The 22,031-nt window shown below is 30.9% G+C and carries 22 protein-coding genes; 20 read left to right on the top strand and 2 right to left on the bottom strand.

What is annotated here, in order from left to right:
• Positions 1 to 13 precede the first annotated feature (13 nt).
• Positions 14 to 1,105, bottom strand: coding sequence for a CinA family protein (locus E2O22_RS06615; protein ID WP_133319790.1), 1,092 nt, complete (start codon positions 1,103 to 1,105; stop codon positions 14 to 16).
• Between the two features lie 100 nt (positions 1,106 to 1,205).
• Between E2O22_RS06615 and ileS the strand changes: the two genes are divergently transcribed.
• The 18 genes from ileS to E2O22_RS06710 all read left to right on the top strand — a co-directional run bounded on the left by ileS (position 1,206) and on the right by E2O22_RS06710 (position 19,228).
• Positions 1,206 to 3,971 (top strand): isoleucine--tRNA ligase, encoded by a 2,766-nt coding sequence (gene ileS / locus E2O22_RS06620; RefSeq protein WP_133319791.1) that lies wholly within the window; start codon positions 1,206 to 1,208, stop codon positions 3,969 to 3,971.
• Positions 3,972 to 4,070: 99 nt separating this feature from the next.
• Complete coding sequence (gatA, locus tag E2O22_RS06625) at positions 4,071 to 5,435, top strand: Asp-tRNA(Asn)/Glu-tRNA(Gln) amidotransferase subunit GatA (protein ID WP_133319792.1); 1,365 nt, start codon at positions 4,071 to 4,073, stop codon at positions 5,433 to 5,435.
• 10 nt (positions 5,436 to 5,445) lie between these two features.
• Positions 5,446 to 6,897, top strand: coding sequence for an IMP dehydrogenase (gene guaB, locus E2O22_RS06630; RefSeq protein WP_133319793.1), 1,452 nt, complete (start codon positions 5,446 to 5,448; stop codon positions 6,895 to 6,897).
• Positions 6,897 to 7,070 carry an exodeoxyribonuclease VII small subunit gene (xseB, locus tag E2O22_RS06635; RefSeq protein WP_039628709.1) on the top strand — a complete coding sequence of 58 codons (174 nt, stop codon included), beginning with the start codon at positions 6,897 to 6,899 and terminating at the stop codon, positions 7,068 to 7,070. Before guaB ends, xseB begins: the two co-directional genes overlap by 1 nt.
• Positions 7,063 to 7,851 carry a carbon-nitrogen hydrolase family protein gene (locus tag E2O22_RS06640; RefSeq protein WP_133319794.1) on the top strand — a complete coding sequence of 263 codons (789 nt, stop codon included), beginning with the start codon at positions 7,063 to 7,065 and terminating at the stop codon, positions 7,849 to 7,851. Before xseB ends, E2O22_RS06640 begins: the two co-directional genes overlap by 8 nt.
• A gap of 704 nt (positions 7,852 to 8,555) precedes the next feature.
• Positions 8,556 to 9,848 (top strand): UDP-N-acetylmuramate--L-alanine ligase, encoded by a 1,293-nt coding sequence (gene murC / locus E2O22_RS06650; RefSeq protein WP_133319795.1) that lies wholly within the window; start codon positions 8,556 to 8,558, stop codon positions 9,846 to 9,848.
• Positions 9,841 to 10,188, top strand: coding sequence for a hypothetical protein (locus tag E2O22_RS06655; RefSeq protein WP_133319796.1), 348 nt, complete (start codon positions 9,841 to 9,843; stop codon positions 10,186 to 10,188). Before murC ends, E2O22_RS06655 begins: the two co-directional genes overlap by 8 nt.
• The gene (locus E2O22_RS06660; protein ID WP_133319797.1) at positions 10,188 to 12,386 is read left to right on the top strand and encodes an endonuclease MutS2; all 2,199 of its coding nucleotides are present in this window, start codon (positions 10,188 to 10,190) and stop codon (positions 12,384 to 12,386) included. The genes E2O22_RS06655 and E2O22_RS06660 overlap by 1 nt, the downstream gene beginning before the upstream one ends.
• 44 nt (positions 12,387 to 12,430) lie before the next feature.
• Positions 12,431 to 13,129: an SIR2 family NAD-dependent protein deacylase gene (locus tag E2O22_RS06665; protein ID WP_133319798.1), complete on the top strand. Its 699-nt coding sequence runs from the start codon at positions 12,431 to 12,433 to the stop codon at positions 13,127 to 13,129.
• Positions 13,123 to 13,716: a LysE family transporter gene (locus tag E2O22_RS06670; RefSeq protein ID WP_133319799.1), complete on the top strand. Its 594-nt coding sequence runs from the start codon at positions 13,123 to 13,125 to the stop codon at positions 13,714 to 13,716. The genes E2O22_RS06665 and E2O22_RS06670 overlap by 7 nt, the downstream gene beginning before the upstream one ends.
• Positions 13,717 to 13,719: 3 nt before the next feature.
• The gene (gene dapE, locus E2O22_RS06675) at positions 13,720 to 14,820 is read left to right on the top strand and encodes a succinyl-diaminopimelate desuccinylase (protein WP_133319800.1); all 1,101 of its coding nucleotides are present in this window, start codon (positions 13,720 to 13,722) and stop codon (positions 14,818 to 14,820) included.
• Positions 14,821 to 14,953: 133 nt separating this feature from the next.
• The gene (locus E2O22_RS06680; protein ID WP_133319801.1) at positions 14,954 to 15,148 is read left to right on the top strand and encodes a hypothetical protein; all 195 of its coding nucleotides are present in this window, start codon (positions 14,954 to 14,956) and stop codon (positions 15,146 to 15,148) included.
• Entirely contained in the window at positions 15,088 to 15,711 is a 624-nt protein-coding gene (locus E2O22_RS06685; RefSeq protein WP_133319802.1) for a CAAX protease, read from the top strand. The genes E2O22_RS06680 and E2O22_RS06685 overlap by 61 nt, the downstream gene beginning before the upstream one ends.
• 31 nt (positions 15,712 to 15,742) lie before the next feature.
• Complete coding sequence (gene thiS / locus E2O22_RS06690; RefSeq protein WP_066006795.1) at positions 15,743 to 15,934, top strand: sulfur carrier protein ThiS; 192 nt, start codon at positions 15,743 to 15,745, stop codon at positions 15,932 to 15,934.
• A complete protein-coding gene (thiF, locus tag E2O22_RS06695; protein ID WP_133319803.1) occupies positions 15,931 to 16,731 on the top strand; it encodes a thiamine biosynthesis protein ThiF in 801 nt (266 codons plus the stop codon). Before thiS ends, thiF begins: the two co-directional genes overlap by 4 nt.
• Entirely contained in the window at positions 16,731 to 17,489 is a 759-nt protein-coding gene (locus E2O22_RS06700; protein WP_133319804.1) for a thiazole synthase, read from the top strand. Before thiF ends, E2O22_RS06700 begins: the two co-directional genes overlap by 1 nt.
• A gap of 1 nt (position 17,490) precedes the next feature.
• Positions 17,491 to 18,624, top strand: a complete 1,134-nt coding sequence (gene thiH, locus E2O22_RS06705) for a 2-iminoacetate synthase ThiH (protein ID WP_133319805.1) — start codon at positions 17,491 to 17,493, stop codon at positions 18,622 to 18,624.
• Positions 18,614 to 19,228 (top strand): thiamine phosphate synthase, encoded by a 615-nt coding sequence (locus E2O22_RS06710; RefSeq protein WP_133319806.1) that lies wholly within the window; start codon positions 18,614 to 18,616, stop codon positions 19,226 to 19,228. The genes thiH and E2O22_RS06710 overlap by 11 nt, the downstream gene beginning before the upstream one ends.
• Before the next feature lie 4 nt (positions 19,229 to 19,232).
• Here E2O22_RS06710 and E2O22_RS06715 read toward each other — a convergent pair whose 3' ends face one another.
• Entirely contained in the window at positions 19,233 to 20,594 is a 1,362-nt protein-coding gene (locus E2O22_RS06715) for a DASS family sodium-coupled anion symporter (RefSeq protein ID WP_133319807.1), read from the bottom strand.
• Positions 20,595 to 20,797: 203 nt separating this feature from the next.
• Here E2O22_RS06715 and mapA point away from each other — a divergent pair, with 203 nt between their 5' ends.
• Entirely contained in the window at positions 20,798 to 21,445 is a 648-nt protein-coding gene (mapA, locus tag E2O22_RS06720) for an outer membrane lipoprotein MapA (protein ID WP_133319808.1), read from the top strand.
• Positions 21,442 to 22,023, top strand: a complete 582-nt coding sequence (locus E2O22_RS06725; protein WP_133319809.1) for a ComF family protein — start codon at positions 21,442 to 21,444, stop codon at positions 22,021 to 22,023. Before mapA ends, E2O22_RS06725 begins: the two co-directional genes overlap by 4 nt.
• The last annotated feature ends 8 nt before the right edge of the window (positions 22,024 to 22,031 follow it).

Here is a 22,031-nt window from a genome sequence, read left to right on the forward strand (position 1 = left end):
ACCGCTTTTATAATTAAACACCAAAGAAAATTTCAGGTTTTAATCTAAGCATTAAACAATATGCAGCCAAACTAGCTTGCTCTCTTGTATAGTTTCTATTGCCTTGTATATGAATGCATTCTTGTAAAAAGGTTCCATCTTTATACATAGCTCCTATGTAGATGGTGCCTGCTTTGGTATTTTTATCATTTTCTTCTCCAGCTACCCCACTAAGCGCTAAAGCAAAATCACAATTTGTGGTTTTAAAAACCCCTTTTAACATAAAATAAATACAACGATCAGAATATTCCCCAACACTTTCTAAAGTATCATTGCTCACCCCAAGCCAAGAATTTTTTAAACGATTAGAATAAGTGATCAAAGAACCCTCAAACACATTAGAAATTCCTGAATTTTCAGCAAATTTTGAAGCACAAAGTCCTGCGGTACAACTTTCTGCAAAGGAAATTTTTAAGTTTTTTTCTAAAAGTTTTTTGGCTATAAATTTAATAGGATCGTTTCCTAAAAATACTTTTCCTGCAAAAAGTTTGAAAACCCCTTTTAAAAAGCCTTCTAGTTTTCCATATTGACTAGCGCTTGCTCTAATACAAATAAGATTATCTAATAATGCACTTGAGCAAGTTTGAATTTCAAAAGAAGTAGTAAGTGTGCTAAGTAAGATATTTGCACTCATTTCATCTATATCTAAAAGACAAAAATACGCATAGTCAAGTTCAGGATTTTGCAAAATCAAAGGTAATTTTTGCTCTATATTTATATTTAATAAATTAATATGGCATTGCTCAAAAGAACTTAAAAAGGAATTTTTTTCACGCAAAGCTTTTGAAGGTACTAGGGTATCATTTTCTAAGATTAAAACATCATCATTTAAGGTTGCTATGATTTTAGCTATGGTTGCATAGTATTCGCTAATGCTAAAAATGGTTATATAGCTATATTCTTTAGAAAGTTTTTCAAGTAAAAAAGGAAGTTCTTTGTCAGGTTTGTTTATAAATTTTAACTCATGAAGCTCTAAAAACTGCTTTTTGTATTCTTCTTGTATATAACGCATATAATTTTCATTAATAATAATTTCATTGCCTATAATGATGATGAGATGTTTCATGATTTTCCTTTTTTTATTGCGATTATAACAAAAAAATAAGTGCAAATTAAAAGTATTTTAAGTAGAATTTACTATTTTTAAATTTTTCAAGGTGGATTATATGGATTATAAAGATACGCTATTGCTTCCAAATACGACTTTTGCAATGCGTGCAAATTTAGCAGAGCTTGAGCCTAAGCGTTTTAGTAAGTGGTTTGAAAACAACTATGCTTATGAAAAAATGAAACAAAAAAGACAAGGAATAAGCGAGAGTTTTACTTTACATGATGGCCCTCCTTATGCTAATGGACATTTGCATATTGGCCATGCTTTAAATAAAATTTTAAAAGATATCATCATTAAAATGCATTATTTTCAAGGTAAAAAAGTGCGTTTTACTCCTGGTTGGGATTGTCATGGTTTACCGATAGAACAGCAAGTTGAAGTTAAACTTAAAGATAAAAAGCAAAGTTTAAGCAAAAAAGAAATTCGTGAGTTTTGTAGAGAGCATGCGAGAGAATTTGTAAATATCCAAAGAGATGAATTTAAGTCTTTGGGTGTGATTGCTGATTGGGATGAGCCATACTTGACTATGAAAAATGCTTTTGAGGCAGATATTTACAAAGCTTTATGTAAAATCGCTAAAAAAGGACTTTTGCTAGAAAGAAGTAAGCCTGTTTTTTGGAGTTGGGCTGCTAAGAGTGCATTAGCAGAAGCTGAAGTAGAGTATGAAGACAAAGAAGATTATTCTATTTTTGTAGCTTTTGAGCTTGATAAAACTTCCCTTGAAAAGCTAGGTGTAAAAAAAGCTAAAGCAGTCATTTGGACTACCACGCCTTGGACTTTACCGGCAAATCAAGCTATATCTTTAAATCCAAATGAAAAATATGTTATCACTGAAGAAGGTTATATTTTTGCTAAAGCCTTGCTTGAAAATATGATTAATAAAAACTTCACTCAAGGAAAAATTCAAAAAGAACTTTTAGGTTCTGAATTTGAAAATTTAAGTGCTATTAATCCACTCAATCAAAGAAAATCCACTCTTATTTTAGGCGATCATGTTTTAATGGAAGGTGGAACAGGGCTTGTACATACTGCACCGGGTCATGGTGAGGATGATTATTATGTGTGCTTAAAATATGGCATTGAAGTGATTATGCCAGTAGATGATGGTGGGTGTTATGATGAAACACTAAGAGCTAAAGGGCTTTTGCCAGAGCATTTATTAAATGAGTTTATAGGACTTCATATTTTTAAAGCAAATGAGCGTATTTTAGAATTGCTTGGCGAAGCTTTGCTTGAAAGTTCTAAATTTATACATTCTTATCCATTTTGTTGGAGAACACATAAACCGGTTATTTATAGAGCTACAAAACAATGGTTTATCTTAATGGATGAGAAAAAATTAGATGGAAAATCTTTAAGAGAGCTAGCACTAGAGCAATTAAATAATGTGAAATTTTACCCAGAAAGTGGGGTAAAAAGACTTAGTTCTATGATAGAAAATCGCCCTGATTGGTGTATATCAAGACAAAGAGATTGGGGTGTGCCTATCGCATTTTTTAGAGATAAAAACACCAAAGAAGTGATTTTTGATGATGATGTTTTAGATCATTTAGTGGGAATTTTTGAAGCAAATGGAGCTGATGCGTGGTGGGATTTAGAAATAAAAGATTTATTATCGCCAAATAGCAAATATGATCCAAATAATTTAGAAAAAGTTTATGATATTTTAGATGTTTGGTTTGATAGTGGTAGCACTTGGGAAGCAGTATTAAACTCAGCAAGATATGATGCAGGAGAATATCAAGCTTCAATGTATCTTGAAGGAAGTGACCAGCACCGTGGATGGTTTCAAAGCTCACTTTTAATTTCTACTGCTATCAATCACAAAACCCCATATAAAAATATACTTACTCATGGCTTTACCGTAGATGAAAAGGGTCAAAAAATGAGTAAATCTAAGGGTAATGTGATTTTACCTCAAAATGTAGCTAAAAATTATGGGGTAGAAATTTTAAGACTTTGGATAATGCTTAGTGATTATTCAACAGACTTAAAAATTTCAGATAATATCTTAAAACAAGTAAGCGAGCAGTATAGAAAGATAAGAAATACTATAAGATTTTTACTTGCAAATACTAATGATATGGAATTTTTAGAAACAAAAAATTTCACACTTTTAGATAAGTGGATTTTAATGCGTGCAAAAGTTGCTTTTGAAGCATGTGAAGTTGCTTTTGAAAAATATGAATTTGCAAAAGGCTTTAGTGTGCTTTTAAATTTCTTAAGTGCGGATTTAAGTGGAATTTATTTAGATGTGTGCAAAGATAGATTGTATTGTAATGCAAAAGATGATACAAAAAGAGTAAGCGCGCAAAGTGCTATGGTGCTAATAGCTAGAAAACTTTTCACGCTTTTAGCTCCAAGTTTAACTTACACTATAGATGAAGCTTTAGAACATGCAAATGTGGCTATTAAAGAAAATGCTAAAGATGTGTTTGATTTGGTGTTAAAAAATGGCTTTGATTATGAGTATAAAATCGAAGATGATTTATTTATAAAATCAAGAGAAAAATTCTTTGAGCTTGTTGATGTATTAAAAAAAGACAAAATCATCAAATCAACCTTAGAGTTAAGCTTGCAAACAAGCGCAAATGAGCTTTTGAGTGAAGATATTGAAGAAGTAGCTGATTGGTTTATGGTAAGCTCGATAGAAAGCTTAGATGATAAAGAAACTTTGAGTGAGTTTAAAATAGATGATCATAGTTTTAAAATCGTGCGTTCTTTATTGCACAAATGTCCAAGATGTTGGAAATTTTTAGCAAAAGAAGAAGAATGTTTATGTCCAAGATGTAATAGCGTGGAAAAAGCAAAAAATGTTTGAGCAAGCTTTACCTTTTAGCGTGGTGGTGATTACTTTATTGAGCTTTTTATTTATCACGCTTTTTTTGTTTTATTTGGTTAAAAAATTTAAGGATAAATAATGGTAACTTTAAAAGAAGCTTTGAAATTTTCAAATGAAGAATTAGAAAATCTAAAAAAAGAATTAAATGAAAAAGCACATCAGCAAAAGCATTTAGGTGCTTATGTAGAGCAGTTTTTAAATAAAGACTTAAGCACTTCAGGTACTGGCGTACCAGTAGCTATAAAAGATAATATTAGTGTAAAAGATTGGGAATTAACTTGTGGTTCTAAAATTTTACAAGGCTATGTGGCTCCTTATGATGCAAGCGCTATTGTAAATTTACGCAAAAATAATTTTACTCCATTTGGAAGATGTAATATGGATGAGTTTGCTATGGGAAGTACAAGTGCAACTTCTTTTTATGGTAAGACTTTAAATCCGCTTGATAATACTAAAGTTCCAGGTGGAAGTAGTGGGGGGAGTGCTGCTGCGGTTGCTTCAGGGATAGCTTTGGCAAGTTTGGGTTCAGATACAGGTGGTTCGGTAAGACAGCCTGCTGCATTTTGTGGTTGTGTTGGGTTTAAGCCAAGTTATGGAAGAGTTAGTAGGTATGGTTTAGCAGCGTATTCTTCAAGCCTTGATCAAATCGGAGTTTTAACGCAAAATGTTGAAGATGCTGCGATTTTATATGATGCTATTGCAGGTTATGATGAAAAAGATAGCACAAGTGCAAACATAGCTTTTGAACCAACCGCACCAAAACTAAATGCAAATAAAAAGCTAAAAATAGCTGTGATTAAAAACTATATAGAGCAAACTAATGATGATGTAAAACAAGCCTTATTAAAAACTATAGATATATTAAAAGCAAATGGCCATGAGATTGTTTATAAAGACTTAATGGATTCTACATTTGATGTTGCGGCTTATTATATCATAGCAGCAGCTGAAGCAAGTGCAAATTTAAGCCGTTATGATGGCGTAAGATATGGTAGAAGAAGTGAAAAATGTGACAATCTTAGCCAAATGTATGTAAATAGCAGAAGTGAAGGTTTTGGTGAGGAAGTAAAAAGAAGAATTTTACTAGGAACCTTTGTTTTAAGTAGTGGCTATTATGATGCATACTACATCAAAGCACAAAAGGCTAGAAGATTTATCAAGCAAAAATATGAAGAAATTTTAAACGATTGTGATTTGATTTTTATGCCAGTTGCTCCAAGCGTTGCTTTTGGTTTTAACGATATAAAAACTCCAGTGCAAATGTATTTAGAAGATGTATTTACTATTTCAGTGAATTTAGCAGGACTTGGTGGCATTAGTGTGCCAGTAGGAAAAAATGAAAATGGACTTAGTATTTCTGCTCAGCTTATATGCAAAGCTTATGATGAGCAAACTTTATTAGATGGTGCTTTGAGCTTGGAAGAAATTATCAAAAACAAATAAAGGAAAAATTATGAAAATCATAAAACGCGCTTTGACTTTTGAAGATGTTTTACTAGTCCCTCAATATTCTGAGGTTTTACCTAAAGAAGTAGATATTAAAACAAGACTTACAAAAAATATCACCTTAAATATGCCTTTGATTTCGGCTGCTATGGATACAGTTACTGAACATAGAGCAGCTATTATGATGGCAAGGCTTGGTGGCATAGGGGTAATCCATAAAAATATGGACATAGCTTCACAAGTTAGAGAGATAAAAAGAGTTAAAAAAAGTGAAAGTGGCGTGATTATGGATCCTATTTATATAGGGCCTAAAGCAAGTGTTAAAGAAGCGCTAGAACTCATGGCTGAATATAGAATTTCAGGCGTTCCTGTGGTAGATGAGAATAAAATTTTAATAGGAATTTTAACTAATCGCGATTTAAGATTTGAAACTAACTTTGATAATTTAGTAGAAAATGTAATGACAAAAATGCCTTTAATCACTGCTAAAAAAGGCTCTACTTTAGATGATGCAGAAAGGATTTTCTCTACTAATAAAGTAGAAAAACTTCCAATCGTAGATGAAAATAATCGCTTAGAAGGTTTAATCACTATAAAAGATTTGAAAAAACGCAAAGAATATCCAAATTCAAATAAAGATGCTTATGGAAGATTAAGAGTGGCTGCAGCCGTGGGTGTGGGTCAGCTTGATCGCGTAAAGGCTTTAGTAGAAGCTGAAGTTGATGTTATAGTAATGGATAGTGCGCATGGACATTCTAAAGGGATTATTGATACATTAAAAGCAATTAAGGCTGAATTTAATGTAGATGTGATAGTAGGAAATGTTGCAAGTGCTAAAGCGGTTAAAGATCTATGTGAAGCAGGTGCAGACGCTGTTAAGATAGGTATAGGACCTGGTAGTATTTGCACCACACGCATTGTTTCAGGTGTGGGTGTACCTCAAATTTCAGCTATAGATGAATGTGCAATAGAAGCGAGTAAATACAGCGTGCCAGTAATCGCTGATGGGGGTATAAAATACTCAGGCGATATTGCAAAAGCTATCGCAGCAGGAGCAAGTAGTGTGATGATAGGTTCACTTTTAGCAGGAACTGATGAGAGTCCAGGTGAGTTATTTACTTATCAAGGAAGACAATATAAGAGTTATCGTGGCATGGGAAGCTTAGGTGCTATGCAAAAAGGTAGTTCAGATAGATATTTCCAAGAAGGTACAGCTCAAGATAAACTTGTACCTGAAGGTATTGAAGGTAGGGTGCCTTATGTAGGAAGTATAAAAAGTGTAGTACATCAACTTTTAGGTGGGCTTAGATCTTCTATGGGTTATGTAGGTGCAGTAGATATCAAAGCTTTCCAAGAAAGAGCTGAATTTGTAGAAATCACCGCAGCAGGATTAAAAGAAAGCCATGTGCATGATGTAACTATCACTGCTGAAGCACCAAATTATAAGGTGAGTAATTAATGGAATTTGAAGATCATATCAAACAAGCCGAGCTTTCTTTGGAAAAACTTAATGATAAAGATTTGGACCTTAAAACTTGCGTAGAAATTTATAAAGAAGGTTTAAAAAGTATCAAGCAAGCAAGAACTATGCTTGAAAATGCTAAATTAGAAATCGAGCAAGTAGATGAGTAGTGTTGTAGCTTTACAATTTCCCACTTTGGCTTTGAGTGAATCAAGGCTTGATTATTATCTAAAAGCTGCCAAGGAAAGTGGTGCGAATTTGGTGGTTTTGGGTGAGTATGTTTTAAATAGCTTTTTTAGTGAGCTAAAAACTATGCCAAAAAGCATGATCAAAGAACAAAGTCAAAGCAAAAAAGCAAGCTTGATAAAACTTGCTAAAAAATATGATTTAAATATTATTGCACCTTTCATAAGTGTTGAAAATGATGGTTTAAAAAAACTATGCTTAAAAGTAGGTCCACAAAATGTAAAAGTGTATGAGCAACAAATTTTAATGCCTTATGCACACTGGAATGAAGAAAAATTTTTTAACAATAAAAAAGCTGATAAGCTTAAACTTTTTACTTTCACACATGAGGGCTTAAAATGTGCTTTGCTTTTTGGCTTTGAGGCACATTTTGATATCTTTTGGCAAATGATCATGAAAAAAAAGATAGACTTAGTCATCATTCCCACAGCTAGCACCTTTGAAAGTAATCAAAGATGGCTAGAACTTTTAAAAACAAGAGCCTTTTTAAACTCAACAAGCATTTTAAGGGTTAATCGTATAGGTAATTTAAAGCAAGAAAATGAGTGGAAATTTTATGGAGATAGCTTTTTTATTAATGCTTTTGGCGAAGTGCAAGAGCAACTTGGCGATCAAGAAGAAATGCTTGTAGTGGAAGTTAGTAAGGCAAATGAAGCTAGAAATTTATGGGGCTTTGATAAGCTTGTGAAAAATTATGAAGAATAGTTTATATTTTAAAACACAAATTATACTTTTAATATAAAGTATAATTTGTTAGAATTAATAATTTAATATAGTAAATTTGGATTTAACTATTTTGTTTATTAACTATAAACCAAAGAATTGAAAATCCTATTATTCCAATTGGTAAGGCAAGCATAAATAATAAAAATTTTATAACTATTTTTGCAATGATTAAAAAAGAGCATTGATAAAAAATACATTATCTCCAAGCAGTATATTTTTTAGTTCTTTCCATACAAAATATGCAAAAGGAAATAATAAAAATTAATTCCTAACATAATGAAAAAAGAGATGTCGCTAGACGGTGGAGTGATTAAATAAAAAAACAAAAAAATACATGCTGTAAACACATAATGTCTTATAAGTCATACTAGATTTATAGTGCTAAAAACTTTTAGTGGATTGATCAAATTTTACTCCTTATTTATTTATAAAATATTTTGCAATTTTATTTTTTTAAATTAATTTAAACTTAATATTTTTATTTTAATATTGTTATATTAATACTAAATTAAATATAAAGTAGTTTTAGTATTAATAATTTATATAAGATTGTGTAAATATTTTGATGTGGCTATATGATTTATATCAGGATAAAATAAATACTCATTAAAAAGTTTATATTTTATTTTTAGTAAACAAATGATAGAATTTTGCCTTAAATTTTCAAAAAATTTGAGGCAAGAATGCAAAAAATTCATTTTATAGGTATAGGCGGTATTGGAATTTCAGCTTTGGCGAGATTTTTAAAAGAACAAGACTTTAAGATTAGTGGTTCTGATATCAAAGAAAGTAAAATCACAAAAGAATTAGAAAAAGAAGGTATAAATATAAAAATTCCTCATCATAAAGACAATGTCAAAGATGTGGATTTAGTGGTGTATTCAGCTGCTATCAAAGAAGATAATGAGGAATTAATCAGCGCAAAAAAACAAAACATCATAACGCTTTCAAGAAAAGAAGCCCTGCCTATGATTTTAAAAGACAAAAGAGTTTTTGCGGTTGCGGGAGCCCATGGTAAAAGCACGACTTCAAGCATTTTAGCAAGCTTGATAGAAGCTTCTGTTATTATTGGTGCAGTGCTAAAAGAAAGTGGTACCAATATGCTTTATAAAGAAAGCGAAAATCTCATTTTTGAAGCTGATGAGAGTGACAGTTCTTTTTTGAACTCAAATCCTTATTTAGCTATAGTGACTAATGTTGAAGCAGAACATTTAGATCATTATGGAAACGATCTTTCAAAATTATACAAAGCTTATGAAGACTTTTTGCGTTTGTCTAAAATTCAAGTGATTAATGCTGAAGATGAGTTTTTGTCAAGTTTAAATTTAAATAATGCAAAAAAGCTTTACCCAAGCAAAGATATCACAAATATTTATATGAAAGTAGAAAATTTTAAGCCAAAAACCTATTTTACACTTAAAGATTTAGGCGAATTTAGCGTTTTTGGTATGGGTGAGCATGTGGCGATGGACGCTGCTTTGGCTATTTTGGCTGCGAGTGAATTTATAAATATAGAAGAGCTAAAAACTAAGCTTTTAAAATATCAAGGGATTAAAAAAAGATTTGATATTTTGTTTGCAAATGAAAATATGGCTTTGATTGATGATTATGGGCACCATCCAACAGAAATTAAAACAACACTTAAAGCAGCAAGTGAGTATGCAAGGCTAGCTGGATATAAAAAAATCATAGCTATTTTTGAGCCTCATCGTTATACGCGTTTAAGTGCAAATATAGAGTATTTTAGTGAAGTTTTAGCAAATGTTGATGAGCTTTATATTTTACCTGTGTATGCAGCTGGGGAAGCTAAAATAGAAATTAATATGCAAAAATACTTTCCAAAAGCTAAATTTATAAAAGAAATCAAAAGAGAAGAAAATGCTATTTATCTTGATGATGAGTTGATTGAAAATGGTTTGGTAATTGGCTTTGGTGCGGGAGATATAAGCACAAAGCTTAGGGGAAAGTATGTTTAAGATTTTTTTATATATTTTAGCTTTTTTTGCGATTTTACTTTTTTTTGTTTTTTTACGTAAAAAAATAGGCAAGATTAGTAATTATCTTTTGATTTTAGTGTTGATTTTGATGATTGCTTTTGCGATTAAATTTGAGTTAAGTGCCACAAGAAGTGGTGTTTTAAAAAAAGAAACACTCAATGCATTTTTACAAGGACAAAGTTTGATTTGCAAAGATATTAATGTCACTAAAGAGTATTTTAACTTTGAACATGGAACGCAAAGTTTTATTTCAAATGGTAAAAATAAACAATTTAAAGCCTATGTTTTTGATATAAAAGATTGCAAGGTAGATAAATAATGCAAGAGCAATTTTTTAAAAAGCTAGATTTAGATGGCTATATAGAAGACTTTAGGGGGCTTTTTGCGAGAGATAAAGAAATTTTTTTACAAGGTGATAGCAAGCTTCATTATAAAAGGATCAATGAGCTTTCGCTGATTGATTTTAATCCTCCACCTATAATAGAAGAGCTAAATAGTGCTTTAACTCATCTTAGCAAGCAAGGAATTTTGCATTTAAGTCAAAGCTTTGAATTTATTAAAATCTGTATGTATTTTAGATACTTAAAGGGCTTAAAATTTGAAGAAAGCTTAAAAGAATGGCTTTTAAAAATAGAAATTCCACAGGCTATTTTAGAGCTTTTTGAGTATTTTGATGAAAAGGGTGAGATTAAGGAAAGTGTCGATGAAAGACTTGTTAATTTAAATTTAGCTCTAAAAATGAAAAAAGAAAGCTTGGTGGCTGAGTTTAAAAAACTTACCTATACTAAAAGTCTTAGTGCGTATTTAATCGATACTCAAATCCATCTTATCAATGGTATGGAGGCCTTGCTTTTACGCGGTGGGTTTAATCATGTCTTAAAAGCAAAAATCATAGGTAGAAGTAGCGGCGGTGGATTTTATGCGGTGCCTTTGAGTGTAGAAAAAATCCAAAGTCAAATAGATGAAATCAAAGATGCTAAAGAAGAAATTTTTTATGAGTATGCTAAAAAAATCAGCTTAATTTTTTATAAAAATTTGATGTTTTTGAAATTTATCAATAATGCTTTTGATTTATTTGATCATTATAGCGCTAGAGTTTTGATGGCTAAAAAACATGATTATGAGTTTGTTTTAGCTGATAGCTCTAATAATTTAAGCTTATATAACTTCGCACATCCGGCTTTAAAAAATGCAAAAAGCGTTAATATAGAGTTTAATAAAAAAGTTTTAATCATCACAGGTGTAAATGCAGGTGGTAAGTCTATGCTTTTAAAAGGAATTTTAAGTGCAGCTTTGCTTGCAAAGCATTTGCTTCCTATGAGAATTAATGCACAAAAAAGCCAAATAGGAAATTTCAAAGAATTTGATGCGATTTTAGAAGATCCGCAAAATGTAAAAAATGATATTTCTACTTTTGCGGGAAGAATGTTACATTTTTCTAAGCTTTTGGGTAAGAAAAATGTTTTATTAGGGGTTGATGAGATAGAGCTCGGGACAGATTTTGAAGAAGCTGCGTGTTTATATACTGAGCTTATTTCTAAGCTTTTAGAACAAGATAATAAAATCATCATTACAACTCACCACAAACGCCTTGCTATGCTTTTGGCGAAAAATTCACAAGTAGAACTCATCGCTGCTTTGTATGATGAGGAATTATCACGCCCAAAATATGAGTTTTTAAAAGGCACCATAGGTAAATCTTATGCATTTGAAACGGCTTTAAGATATGGCATAAGTGCAAATTTAGTGCAAAATGCTAAAAAGCTATATGGCGAAGATAAAGAAAATTTAGAAGAAATGGTAAGTAAAAATATCAATCTTGAACTTTCTTTACGTAAGAAAAATGAAGAACTTGAGAAAAAAGAAGCCAAAGTAGATGAAATTTTACTTTCACTCAAAGATCAAAAAGAAAAAAACGATCAAGAATTTAAAAAGCTTATTTCTAATTTAGAGTTTAAATACCACAAAGCCATAGAAGAAGCTAAAAAAACGATAAATCTAAAAGATATTAAAGAAAAACAAAGAAGTTTAAACAAAGCCAATGAACTTAAAAAAAGTATTGTTTTACCAAGTATGGAGCAAAATGAAGAACTTAGAGTTGGAGATTTTGTTAAATATGAAAAAATCAAAGGCAAAATCACAGCTATTTCAAAAAACGATGCGATGATTCAAAGTGATGGTTTGAGTTTGCGTGTACCATTAAAGCTTCTTAAAAAAAGCAATCAAACCCCCACACAAAAGGTAAAATCAAGTGTTAATATAACCCGCCCAAGTGCTTTAAATATGACTTTAGATTTACACGGCTTAAGAAGTGATGAGGCGCTTGAAAGATTAGATAAATTTATCTCTGATGCTTTGATAGTAGGTTTTGATGAGGTGATAGTTTATCATGGTATAGGCACGGGAAAACTAGCTTTTGCGGTAAAAGAGTTTTTAAAAGCTCACAAGAGTGTAAAAAGCTTTAATGACGCTCCGATTAATCAAGGTGGTTTTGGTGCTAAGGTGGTTAAGCTTTAAGTAAAATTATAGTAAAACCTTTAAACAATAATGAGGTTTAATAAATGAAACAAGTGATGATTTTAAGCGGGGCAGGTTTGTCTGCTCCAAGTGGTATAAAGACTTTTAGAGCTAGTGGTGGGCTTTGGGAAGAGCATGATGTGATGGAAGTTTGCTCTGCAACTGGCTTTAGAAAAAATCCTAAAAAAGTTTTGGAATTTTACAATAAAAGAAGAAAAGATCTAGCTGGTGTTAAGCCAAATCACGCACATGAAATCATCGCTTTATTAAAACAAAAATTTCCAAAACAAATTAGCGTTTTAACACAAAATGTAGATGATTTATTAGAGCGAGCAGGTTGTGAAGAAGTGGTACATTTGCATGGCTTTTTACCTGAACTTAGGTGTTTAGAGTGTGAAAATATTTTTAACATAGACTATGAAAGTAGTGATGATAAAATTTGTCCTAAATGTCAAAGCAAAAGTGTAAGACACAATATCGTGATGTTTGAAGAAATGGCGCCAAATTATAAGATTTTATATGAAAAATTACAAAATTGCGATTTATTTGTATGTATAGGCACAAGTGGGCAGGTTTTACCCGTGGGAGAGTATGCAAGAGTATGTAAGCAAAGTATATTAAACAATCTTGATGAGGATAAATATTTAGAAAGTAATTTTACTAAAGTTTATATAGAAGATGTTTGCACAGCCATTGATAAAATCAAAACCGATATAGAAAATTTCTTGGAAGCAAAATGTTAGAAGTAATCTTACAAGGCATAGTTTTAGGTATGGGTGTATCTGTGCCTTTTGGGCCTGTGAATATTTTGATCTTAAATACTGCTTTGTCTTCTTTTAAAAATGCTTTTTGCGTTGGGCTCGGTGCTTTAAGTGCTGATATACTTTTTTTGATTTTGACTAATCTTGGGCTTTTAAGCTTTGCAAATAATGAATTTTTTTATAAAATACTAGCGGTTTTTGGCTTTTTCTTTTTGAGTTTTATGGTATTTTTAATGCTAAGAAAAACAAGAAAAGTCGATCTTAACAAGGTAAATAAAACACATCCTTTAAAAAGTTTTAGCAAAGGATTTTTCTTAAATGTTACAAATCCTTATGTTATAGGCTTTTGGTTGAGTGTAGCAGGGCTTAGCATGCAGAGTAAAAACTCTTTTGCTTTGCTTTTTGGTTTGGTGGGTTTTATTGTGTTTTGGATTTTTACTTTATCGTTTTTTGTGTCTAAATTTAAAGCACTTGTAAAAAATAAACATATATTTTACATTAATCTTTTTTCAGCATTTATTTTAGAGTATTTTGCTCTTTCTATGCTGTATAAAGCTTTTATAGGATAGAACATGCAAGTAGTTGAAATTTTTAAAGAATTGAGTAAATTTAAATCCATCACCCCAGATGATGATGGAGCATTAAATTATATTGCAGTGGAGTTAAGTGATTTTGAAGCTTTTTTTATAGAAAAAGAAGGTGTGAAAAATCTTTTGCTGACTAAAAAATTTAGTGATGATGGCGAGCATTTAGCTTTTGGTGGGCATGTAGATGTAGTGCCTGCAGGAGAGGGTTGGAGCAGTGATCCTTTTGAGCCTTTAGAAAAAGATGGATTTATTTATGTAAGAGGTGCGCAAGATATGAAAAGTGGCGTGGCTGCTTTTATGTGTGCAGTTAAAGAGGTAGAAAATTTCAAAGGAAGAATTTCACTGATTTTAACAAGCGATGAAGAAGGCGAGGCTAAATTTGGCACGCTTGAAGTGCTTAAATTTATGCAAGAAAAAGATATGCTACCTGATTTTGCTGTGGTTGCTGAGCCAACCTGTGATAAAAAATTTGGAGATAGTATTAAAATAGGGCGTCGTGGTTCTATCAATGCAAAATTACTCATCAAAGGTAAGCAAGGTCATGTAGCATACCCGCAAAAATGCATTAATCCTGTGCATAATTTTGCTTTTGCTTTGAAATTTTTAGCAGGTTTTGATCTTGATCCAGGCGATGAGGTATTTGCACCATCTAAAATCGTTATTACTGATATACGCGGTGGTATGGAAGTGTGCAATGTAACCCCAAATGATTTAAAATTGATGTTTAATGTGAGAAATTCTCCACAAACTAGCTTAGAAGATGTAAAAGCTTATGTAGAAAAGACTTGTGAAGGGCTTGATTATGAGTTGAGCATAAATCAAAGTTCAAAGCCTTTTTTAACACAAAGTGATTCTAAAATCGTACAAAAACTAAATGAAAGTGTGCAAAAAATCACTCAAGTAGTGCCAGAACTTAACACCAAAGGTGGTACAAGTGATGCAAGATATTTTGCTGAGTTTGGTGTGAAGGTGGTAGAATTTGGCGTGTGCAATGATAGAATTCATGCAATTGATGAAAGAGTGAGTATAGAAGAGCTTGAAAAATTGTATTTAGTTTTTAAAGATTTATTAGAGAATTTTAACTAGGAAAAGCATGGATGCAATAGGAATTTAGAGTAGCCTCTCATTTAAGAGTACCTTGCAGCTACCGGCAAGTTAGCCCTCTAAACTTCTAAAATTATATCATTAATTTTTTAAAATGGAGTTAATAGGAAGTAAAATGTCTTTTGAGCTTGATGTAAGTAGCTATGAAAAAATAGAAAAGCTATTTATCAATTTTAAATTAAAATGTGATTTTAAATTTAGAATGATAAAAGGGATTAATGTTTTGCATTTTGGATATTTGTGGGGAGCTTGCAAAGAAGTACAAAAGATTTTAGAAAAAATCAAAAATGCGAAGATTTGTTTGAGCTAATTATGAAAATTTATTCCAAAAGACGCAAAAACCATCAAGCAAATTTTTTACTTTTACAATGTTATGAAAATGCTCTAAGAAGTACTTTAGCAGTAAAAATAGCAAATTTGTATAATAAGTTAGATGATGATTGGTTTAAATCTAGTGAAGAAGTTTTTAATCTTGCTTTGAAAAATCTTTTAAAAAAAGTTAAAAAGAGATGTCAAAAAATAGATGAATATAATAGCACTTGGCAAATTTTTGATGATTTTTGTCTGATTGATTTAGAAGGGATATTAATAGATCATTGGAGTGAATTTGCTTATATATTTAAAGATAAAAAAATATATAAAAATCAAGTCTTACCAAGTTTTGGCACCAAAGAACATCTTAAGACAAAACTAAGTCAAATAAGAAAAGCTAGAAATGAAACCTATCATAATAAACCTACAAAAATAAAATTTAAAAAAGATTTGGAAATTTTACTTTTGAAACTTGGTTATAATTTAGAAGATGCTATTGATATTGGAGAGATAAAAGAAGCTGTTATTTTAAGATTTAATTATAATAATGTAAGTGAGTAAGTATTTTAAGTAAAATAAGTAAAGGTTTTAAATGATTATCAATGGGCAAAAGCTTGAGTTAAAAGAGCTTAGATTTATGGATTATGTTAAAGAAAAGCAATTAAAAATAGAATTTATTGCCTTAGAATTAAACGGAGAAATTATCCCAAGGGATAAATTTGAAAATTTGATTTTAAAAGAAAATGATAAAGTAGAGATTGTTACTTTTGTAGGTGGTGGTTGATGAGAATTAAATTTAATGGTAGTATGATAAACACGCATTTTAAAAACACTTTGGAATTTTTTCAAAGTGTGAGTAAAAATGAAAATGATGTATGGATAGTCAATGGTTTTGCAACAAAAGAAAGTTTGGATCTAAAAGAAAATGATGAGCTTTTTTGTATAGAAAAAAATACTTTACCACCATATGAAGCTCTTGATGCGATGATGAGGGCAAGACATACTCCAAAGCTTCATGATAAACTTAAAAAGGCAAGTGTGGCAGTGTGTGGGCTTGGTGGACTTGGATCGCATATAGCTATAAATTTAGCAAGAAGTGGGGTTGGTAGGCTTCATTTGATTGATTTTGATGTGGTGGAGCCAAGCAATCTTAACCGCCAAGCTTATATGGTGGAAGATTTGGGTAAATTTAAGGCTGAAGCTTTAAAAGATCAAATCGCTAAAATTAATCCTTTTATAGAAGTATTTGCACAAGTTTTAAAAATAGAAAAAGAAAATATAGCCAAACTTTTTACAAATGATGATATAGTTTGTGAAGCCTTTGATAGTGCAAAATATAAAGCGCTTTTAGCGCAAAATTTTCATCAACACTATCCTCAAAAAACATTAATTTGTGCTTCCGGCTTAGCAGGATATGGCGATAGCAACAGCATACAAACAAGAAAAATTGCAAAAAACTTTTATGTTTGTGGGGATTTAAAAAACGAGGCAAAAGTAGGTAATGGACTTATGGCACCGCGTGTAAATATTTGTGCAGGACATCAAGCAAATTTAGTTCTAGAACTTTTAGCGAGCGAGTAATGGAAAAATTAAAAATAGGAAAATATGAGTTTAATTCCAGGTTTATTCTAGGTTCTGGGAAATTTTCTTTTGAGCTTATAAAATCAGCCATTGAAGAAGCAAAAGTTGAGATTATCACCTTAGCTTTGCGTAGGGTAAATGATAAAGGTATAGAAAATATACTTGATTTTATCCCAAAGCATATTAAGCTTTTACCAAATACTTCAGGTGCAAGAAATGCTAATGAGGCATTGCGTATAGCAAGACTTGCAAGAGAGCTTGGTTGTGGAGATATGATTAAGGTTGAAGTAATTAGCGATAGTAAATATTTATTACCGGATAATTATGAAAGTATAAAAGCAGTAGAACTTTTAGCAAATGAGGGTTTTACACCTTTAGTTTATATGTATCCTGATTTATATGCAGCACGTGCTATGGCTAATGCAGGAGCTGCTGCTATAATGCCTCTTGGAGCTCCTATAGGAAGCAATAAAGGCTTAAAAACTAAAGAATTTATACAAATTTTACTTAATGAAATTAGCTTACCTATTATAGTAGATGCAGGTATAGGAAATCCAGCACAAGCTTGTGAAGCCATGCAAATGGGAGTAAGTGCAGTGATGGCAAATACCGCCATAGCTCAAGCTAAAGATGTAGCAAAAATGGCAAAGGCTTTTGCGTTAGCTATAGAAGCAGGATATAATGCGTATTTAGCAGGCATAGCAAATGAAAGCACGCCAAGTGCAAGCTCGCCTTTGAGTGGTTTTTTAAGAGATTAAAATGCAAAAATATCCTCATATGCAAAGTATTGAAAGTGAGATTTTAACTAAGGTTTTAAAAGAAGTTGAAATTTTTGATGAAAGTAAATTTAGCGCTTTTGATGTAAAACAAGCTTTAGTTAAAGATTATCTTAACATAGAAGATTTGAAAGCTTTGCTTTCAAGCGCAGCGGAAGATTTTATAGAAGATTTAGCACAAAAATCAAGCAAGATTACTCAAAAATATTTTGGAAATTCCATTTTGCTTTTTACGCCTTTATATCTTTCTAATTTTTGCAATAGCAAATGTACTTATTGTGGATTTCAAAAAGGAAATAATATTAAAAGAGCTAAGCTAAACGAGGCTGAAATTCACAAAGAAATGCAAGAGATTAAAAAAAGTGGCTTGGAAGAAATTTTACTCTTAACAGGTGAGGGCAGGGAATATGCTAGCGTAGAATATCTTGCCAAAGCTTGTGAGATAGCAAAAGAGTATTTTAAGGTCGTGGGAATTGAAGTTTATCCTATGAATGTAGATGAGTATGCATTGCTTCATGAAAAGGGTTGTGAATATGTAAGTGTTTATCAAGAAACTTATAATCAAAAAACTTATTCTAAAATTCATATTGAAGGTGAAAAAAGTGTATTTGAGTATCGTTTTCATGCACAAGAGCGAGCATTAAAAGCAGGTATGAGAGGGGTTGCTTTTGGAGCTTTACTTGGCGTGGATGATTTTAGAAAAGATGCTTTTGCTACGGCTTTACATGCGTATTTTTTACAGCAAAAATACCCTCATGCTGAAATAGCTTTATCTATCCCTAGATTAAGACCTATTATCAATAATAAAAAAATTCATCCAAAAGATGTAAGCGAAACAAGACTTTTGCAGGTTTTATGTGCTTATAGATTATTTTTACCTTTTGCAAGTATTACGATTTCTACGCGTGAAAGAGCAGGATTTAGAGACGGGGTTATTAAACTTGGAGCTACTAAAATGAGTGCAGGTGTAAGCGTGGGGGTAGGTGAGCACCAAGGTGATAAAAAAGGTGATGATCAGTTTCAAATTAGTGATATGCGTAGTGTTGATGAGGTTTTAGCTATGTTAAAAAATGCAAATTTACAAGCTATAATGAGCGATAGTATTTATGTGGGATAAAAAAATCATTGCTATTAGCGATAGTCAAAATACCCAAGGAGATTTTTTAAATTTTATTGAAAAACTAAGTCAAAGTAGTATTGATGCTTTAGTGCTTAGAGAAAAACATTTAGATGAGTTAGAATATACTAAATTAGCCAAAGAAGTATTAAAAATTTTTAATAAAACTCAAAAAATTTGCTTTTTGCATTATCATTATGAAGCTTGTTTAAAATTAAATCATCAATTTTTTCATGCTCCCTTAATAATTTTACAAAATTACCCACAAAGTTATAAAAAATTTGAGCTTTTGGGTACTTCCATCCATTCTAAAGAAGAATTAGATTTAGCTTATAAGTTTAAAGCAAATCATGCTTTTTTTGGGCATGTATTTGAAAGCTCATGTAAGGCTGATTTAACACCAAAGGGTATAAAAAATTTAAAAGATTTGTTAGAAGTTTCAAAAATACCCATTTATGCCATAGGTGGGATAAATATCCAAACTATAAATCACTTAAAAGATTTAAATTTAGCAGGCGTATGTATAAGAGAAGCTTTGTATAAAAGTAAAGATGTAAAAAACTATGTTTTAAAGTGTAAAGATCTTTTAGTCCAAAAGGACTAAAAGATTATAGCCAGAAAAAGTATGCAATTACTGCAAGTGCGATTGAGCAAAAGATATTTAATATAATCCCAACTTTTACCATTTCTTGTTGTTTAATATGCCCTGTACCAAAAACTATAGCATTTGGTGGTGTAGCAACTGGTAGCATGAAAGCACAAGAAGCACCAATAGCAATGATTAAAGCAAGTCCTAAAGCAGGAACACCTAAAGTATCTGCTATAGAGATAAATAAAGGCACAAGTAAGGCTGCTGAAGCAGTATTTGAAGTAAATTCAGTTAAAAATACTATAAAAAATGCCACAATTAAACCTATAATAAATAAATGTCCATTTTCTATAAATGAAATGATAGTATCAGCCATTACTTTACTAGCGCCAGAATCTCTTAATACTACACTTAGAGTGATGCCTCCACCAAAGAGCATTAATACACCCCAATCGGTATTTTTTTGTATATTTTTCCAATCAATTACTTTAAAAGCACATACTAAAACAGCAGCCAATAAAGCAATAATCGCATCAAGATTTGCTATTTTGTGTCCAAAAATACTTGTGATGATAGGACTGATATTACCACTAAAAATCCAAGATAGTGCAACGACTAAAAAGATTATTAAAGTGATGATTCTAGGTCTTGTAAGTTCTATATTTTCAGTATGTAAATCAACTTGTAGATTAAATTTAGGTTTAAACATAAAGTATAAAATTAAAATCATTGCAGGTAGGAAAATTAAAACAATAGGAATTCCGTATTTTAACCATTGTGCAAAAGTAATGTGTAATTGAGTGGCAACGATTGCATTTGGTGGAGTTCCTACTATGGTGCCTATACCACCTATACTCGCACTAAAAGCTATACCTAAAAGGATGAAAACATAAGTATTTCTATCTTTTTGCGGATCAAGTGAAGCTAACATACCTATAGCAAGCGGAAGCATCATAGCTGCTGTTGCGGTATTACTCATCCACATAGATAAAAACGCAGTGGTAATAAAAATATATAAACTAGAAAGGCCTAAATGCCCTTTTGCTAATGTTAAAATTTTATGTGCAATAAGTTTGTCTAATTTTTGATGATGCATAGCTGCGGCCAAAGCAAAACCACCAAAAAATAAAAAGATATTAGAATCAGCAAAACCTGTTAAAGCTTTAGCGGTGGGTAGTAATCCCAAAATAGCAGCTAAAACAGGTACTAAAATAGCTGTAATAGTAACATGCAAAGCCTCGCTAAGCCATAAAACGGCAATAAAAATTAACAAAGATAAACCTTGGTTTACTTTAGTTTCACCAAAAGGGGAAAAATAAAGCAAAGCGATAAATAACACTAAATCAGCAACGACTATAAGTGTTTTTGTATTTGAACTCATTTAACAACTCCTTTAAAATATTGCAGTTTTGTAACATATTCTAAATGAATTTTCTTTTAAATATCAATTTTTGTATAAAATTTTTTCAATAAAATTATTCTTGTGTGAAAAAAAGTAAGTTTTAGTAAAATTTATTTGTTTTTGGTATAATTTTTGCTAATTAAAAATCATAAAATAATAAAGATGATTCTAAGGAAAAAAAGATGTTAAAAAAAGTATTTGTATTTGTTTTAGCTTTATTTTTTAGCGCATGTGCTGTAAATTCTAAAAATCAAAGTGTTGCAAAAGTTAATGAGCTTATAAAAATTCAAGCACAATGTTATAATCCTTCTGATTCTAAAGCATATGAAGCAAAAATTAAAGGCCTTGTGTATATTAGTGATGTGGGACTTAAGTATTGCGCAAATAAAAGAACAATTGATAAAAGTGCTTCCTTAAAAAAAGTTTATATTCATAGGGTATATGATTTAAATGAGAATTTAAAATATTCTTCTTCTAATGGAAGTAATTATTACATCAATGAAAATTTCAACTATTATTTTTATGTGTTTTTAAAAGAAGAATTAGAAAATAGAGGTATAGTTGTAGTAGAAGATACACAAGATTCTCCTTATGTTTTAAGAGTAGATTTAAGTTTTAATGATTTTTATTCTAAATTTGATTCTAGTTCTTTATTTTCAATTATTGCTAGTCAATTGACACTAAAAGATATTAATACCAATAAAACTATTAATATTAAAACCAAACAAGAAGTTAAAGGTTTTTATAATATCAAAGATCTACCTTTTTTCACTCAGCTTCTTATAAAACAAGTGGCTAATAAATCTGCAGATATTATCAGCTCTTTGTGAGGTGTTTTAATTGCCATGGATTTTCCTTTGCGAGTTTTTGTCCAGCTTGCAAGGAAGAGCTTTTAGAATATTCTTTAGGTATAAGAGAACTTGAGGGAAATTTTAAAGTTTATTATTTTTATCAATATGAGCAAATTAAGCATTTGATTTATTTTAAACACAAATTTCAAGGCTATTTTGTTTTAAATGCTTTGGCAAAATTGAGTTTTGCTAAATTTGAGGATTTTTTTCAACCATCTTGCAAAATTAATGCTATAGCTTTAGATGATAAAACATATAAAAATTACTCTCATACTGCTATTTTAACTAAATACTTAAATACTAAATTTATAAAACCTATGTATCACACCTTGCAAGCTAGTTCAGAATTTAAATATAGTGGTAAAAGTTTGAAATTTCGTAAAGACAATAAAAGATCTTATAAGCTTTTAAAGCGTCCAAAATATCCTGTAATTTTAGTAGATGATGTGATAACTACTGGATTAAGTTTATTAGAGGCAAAAGAGCTCTTAGAAAAAAATAATATTGAAGTGCTTTTTGCTTTAGTTTTGGCTAATGCAAAATTTGATACAATATAGGCATTAAT

Source organism: Campylobacter lari, from assembly GCF_004357905.1.
Lineage (GTDB): Bacteria > Campylobacterota > Campylobacteria > Campylobacterales > Campylobacteraceae > Campylobacter_D > Campylobacter_D lari_D.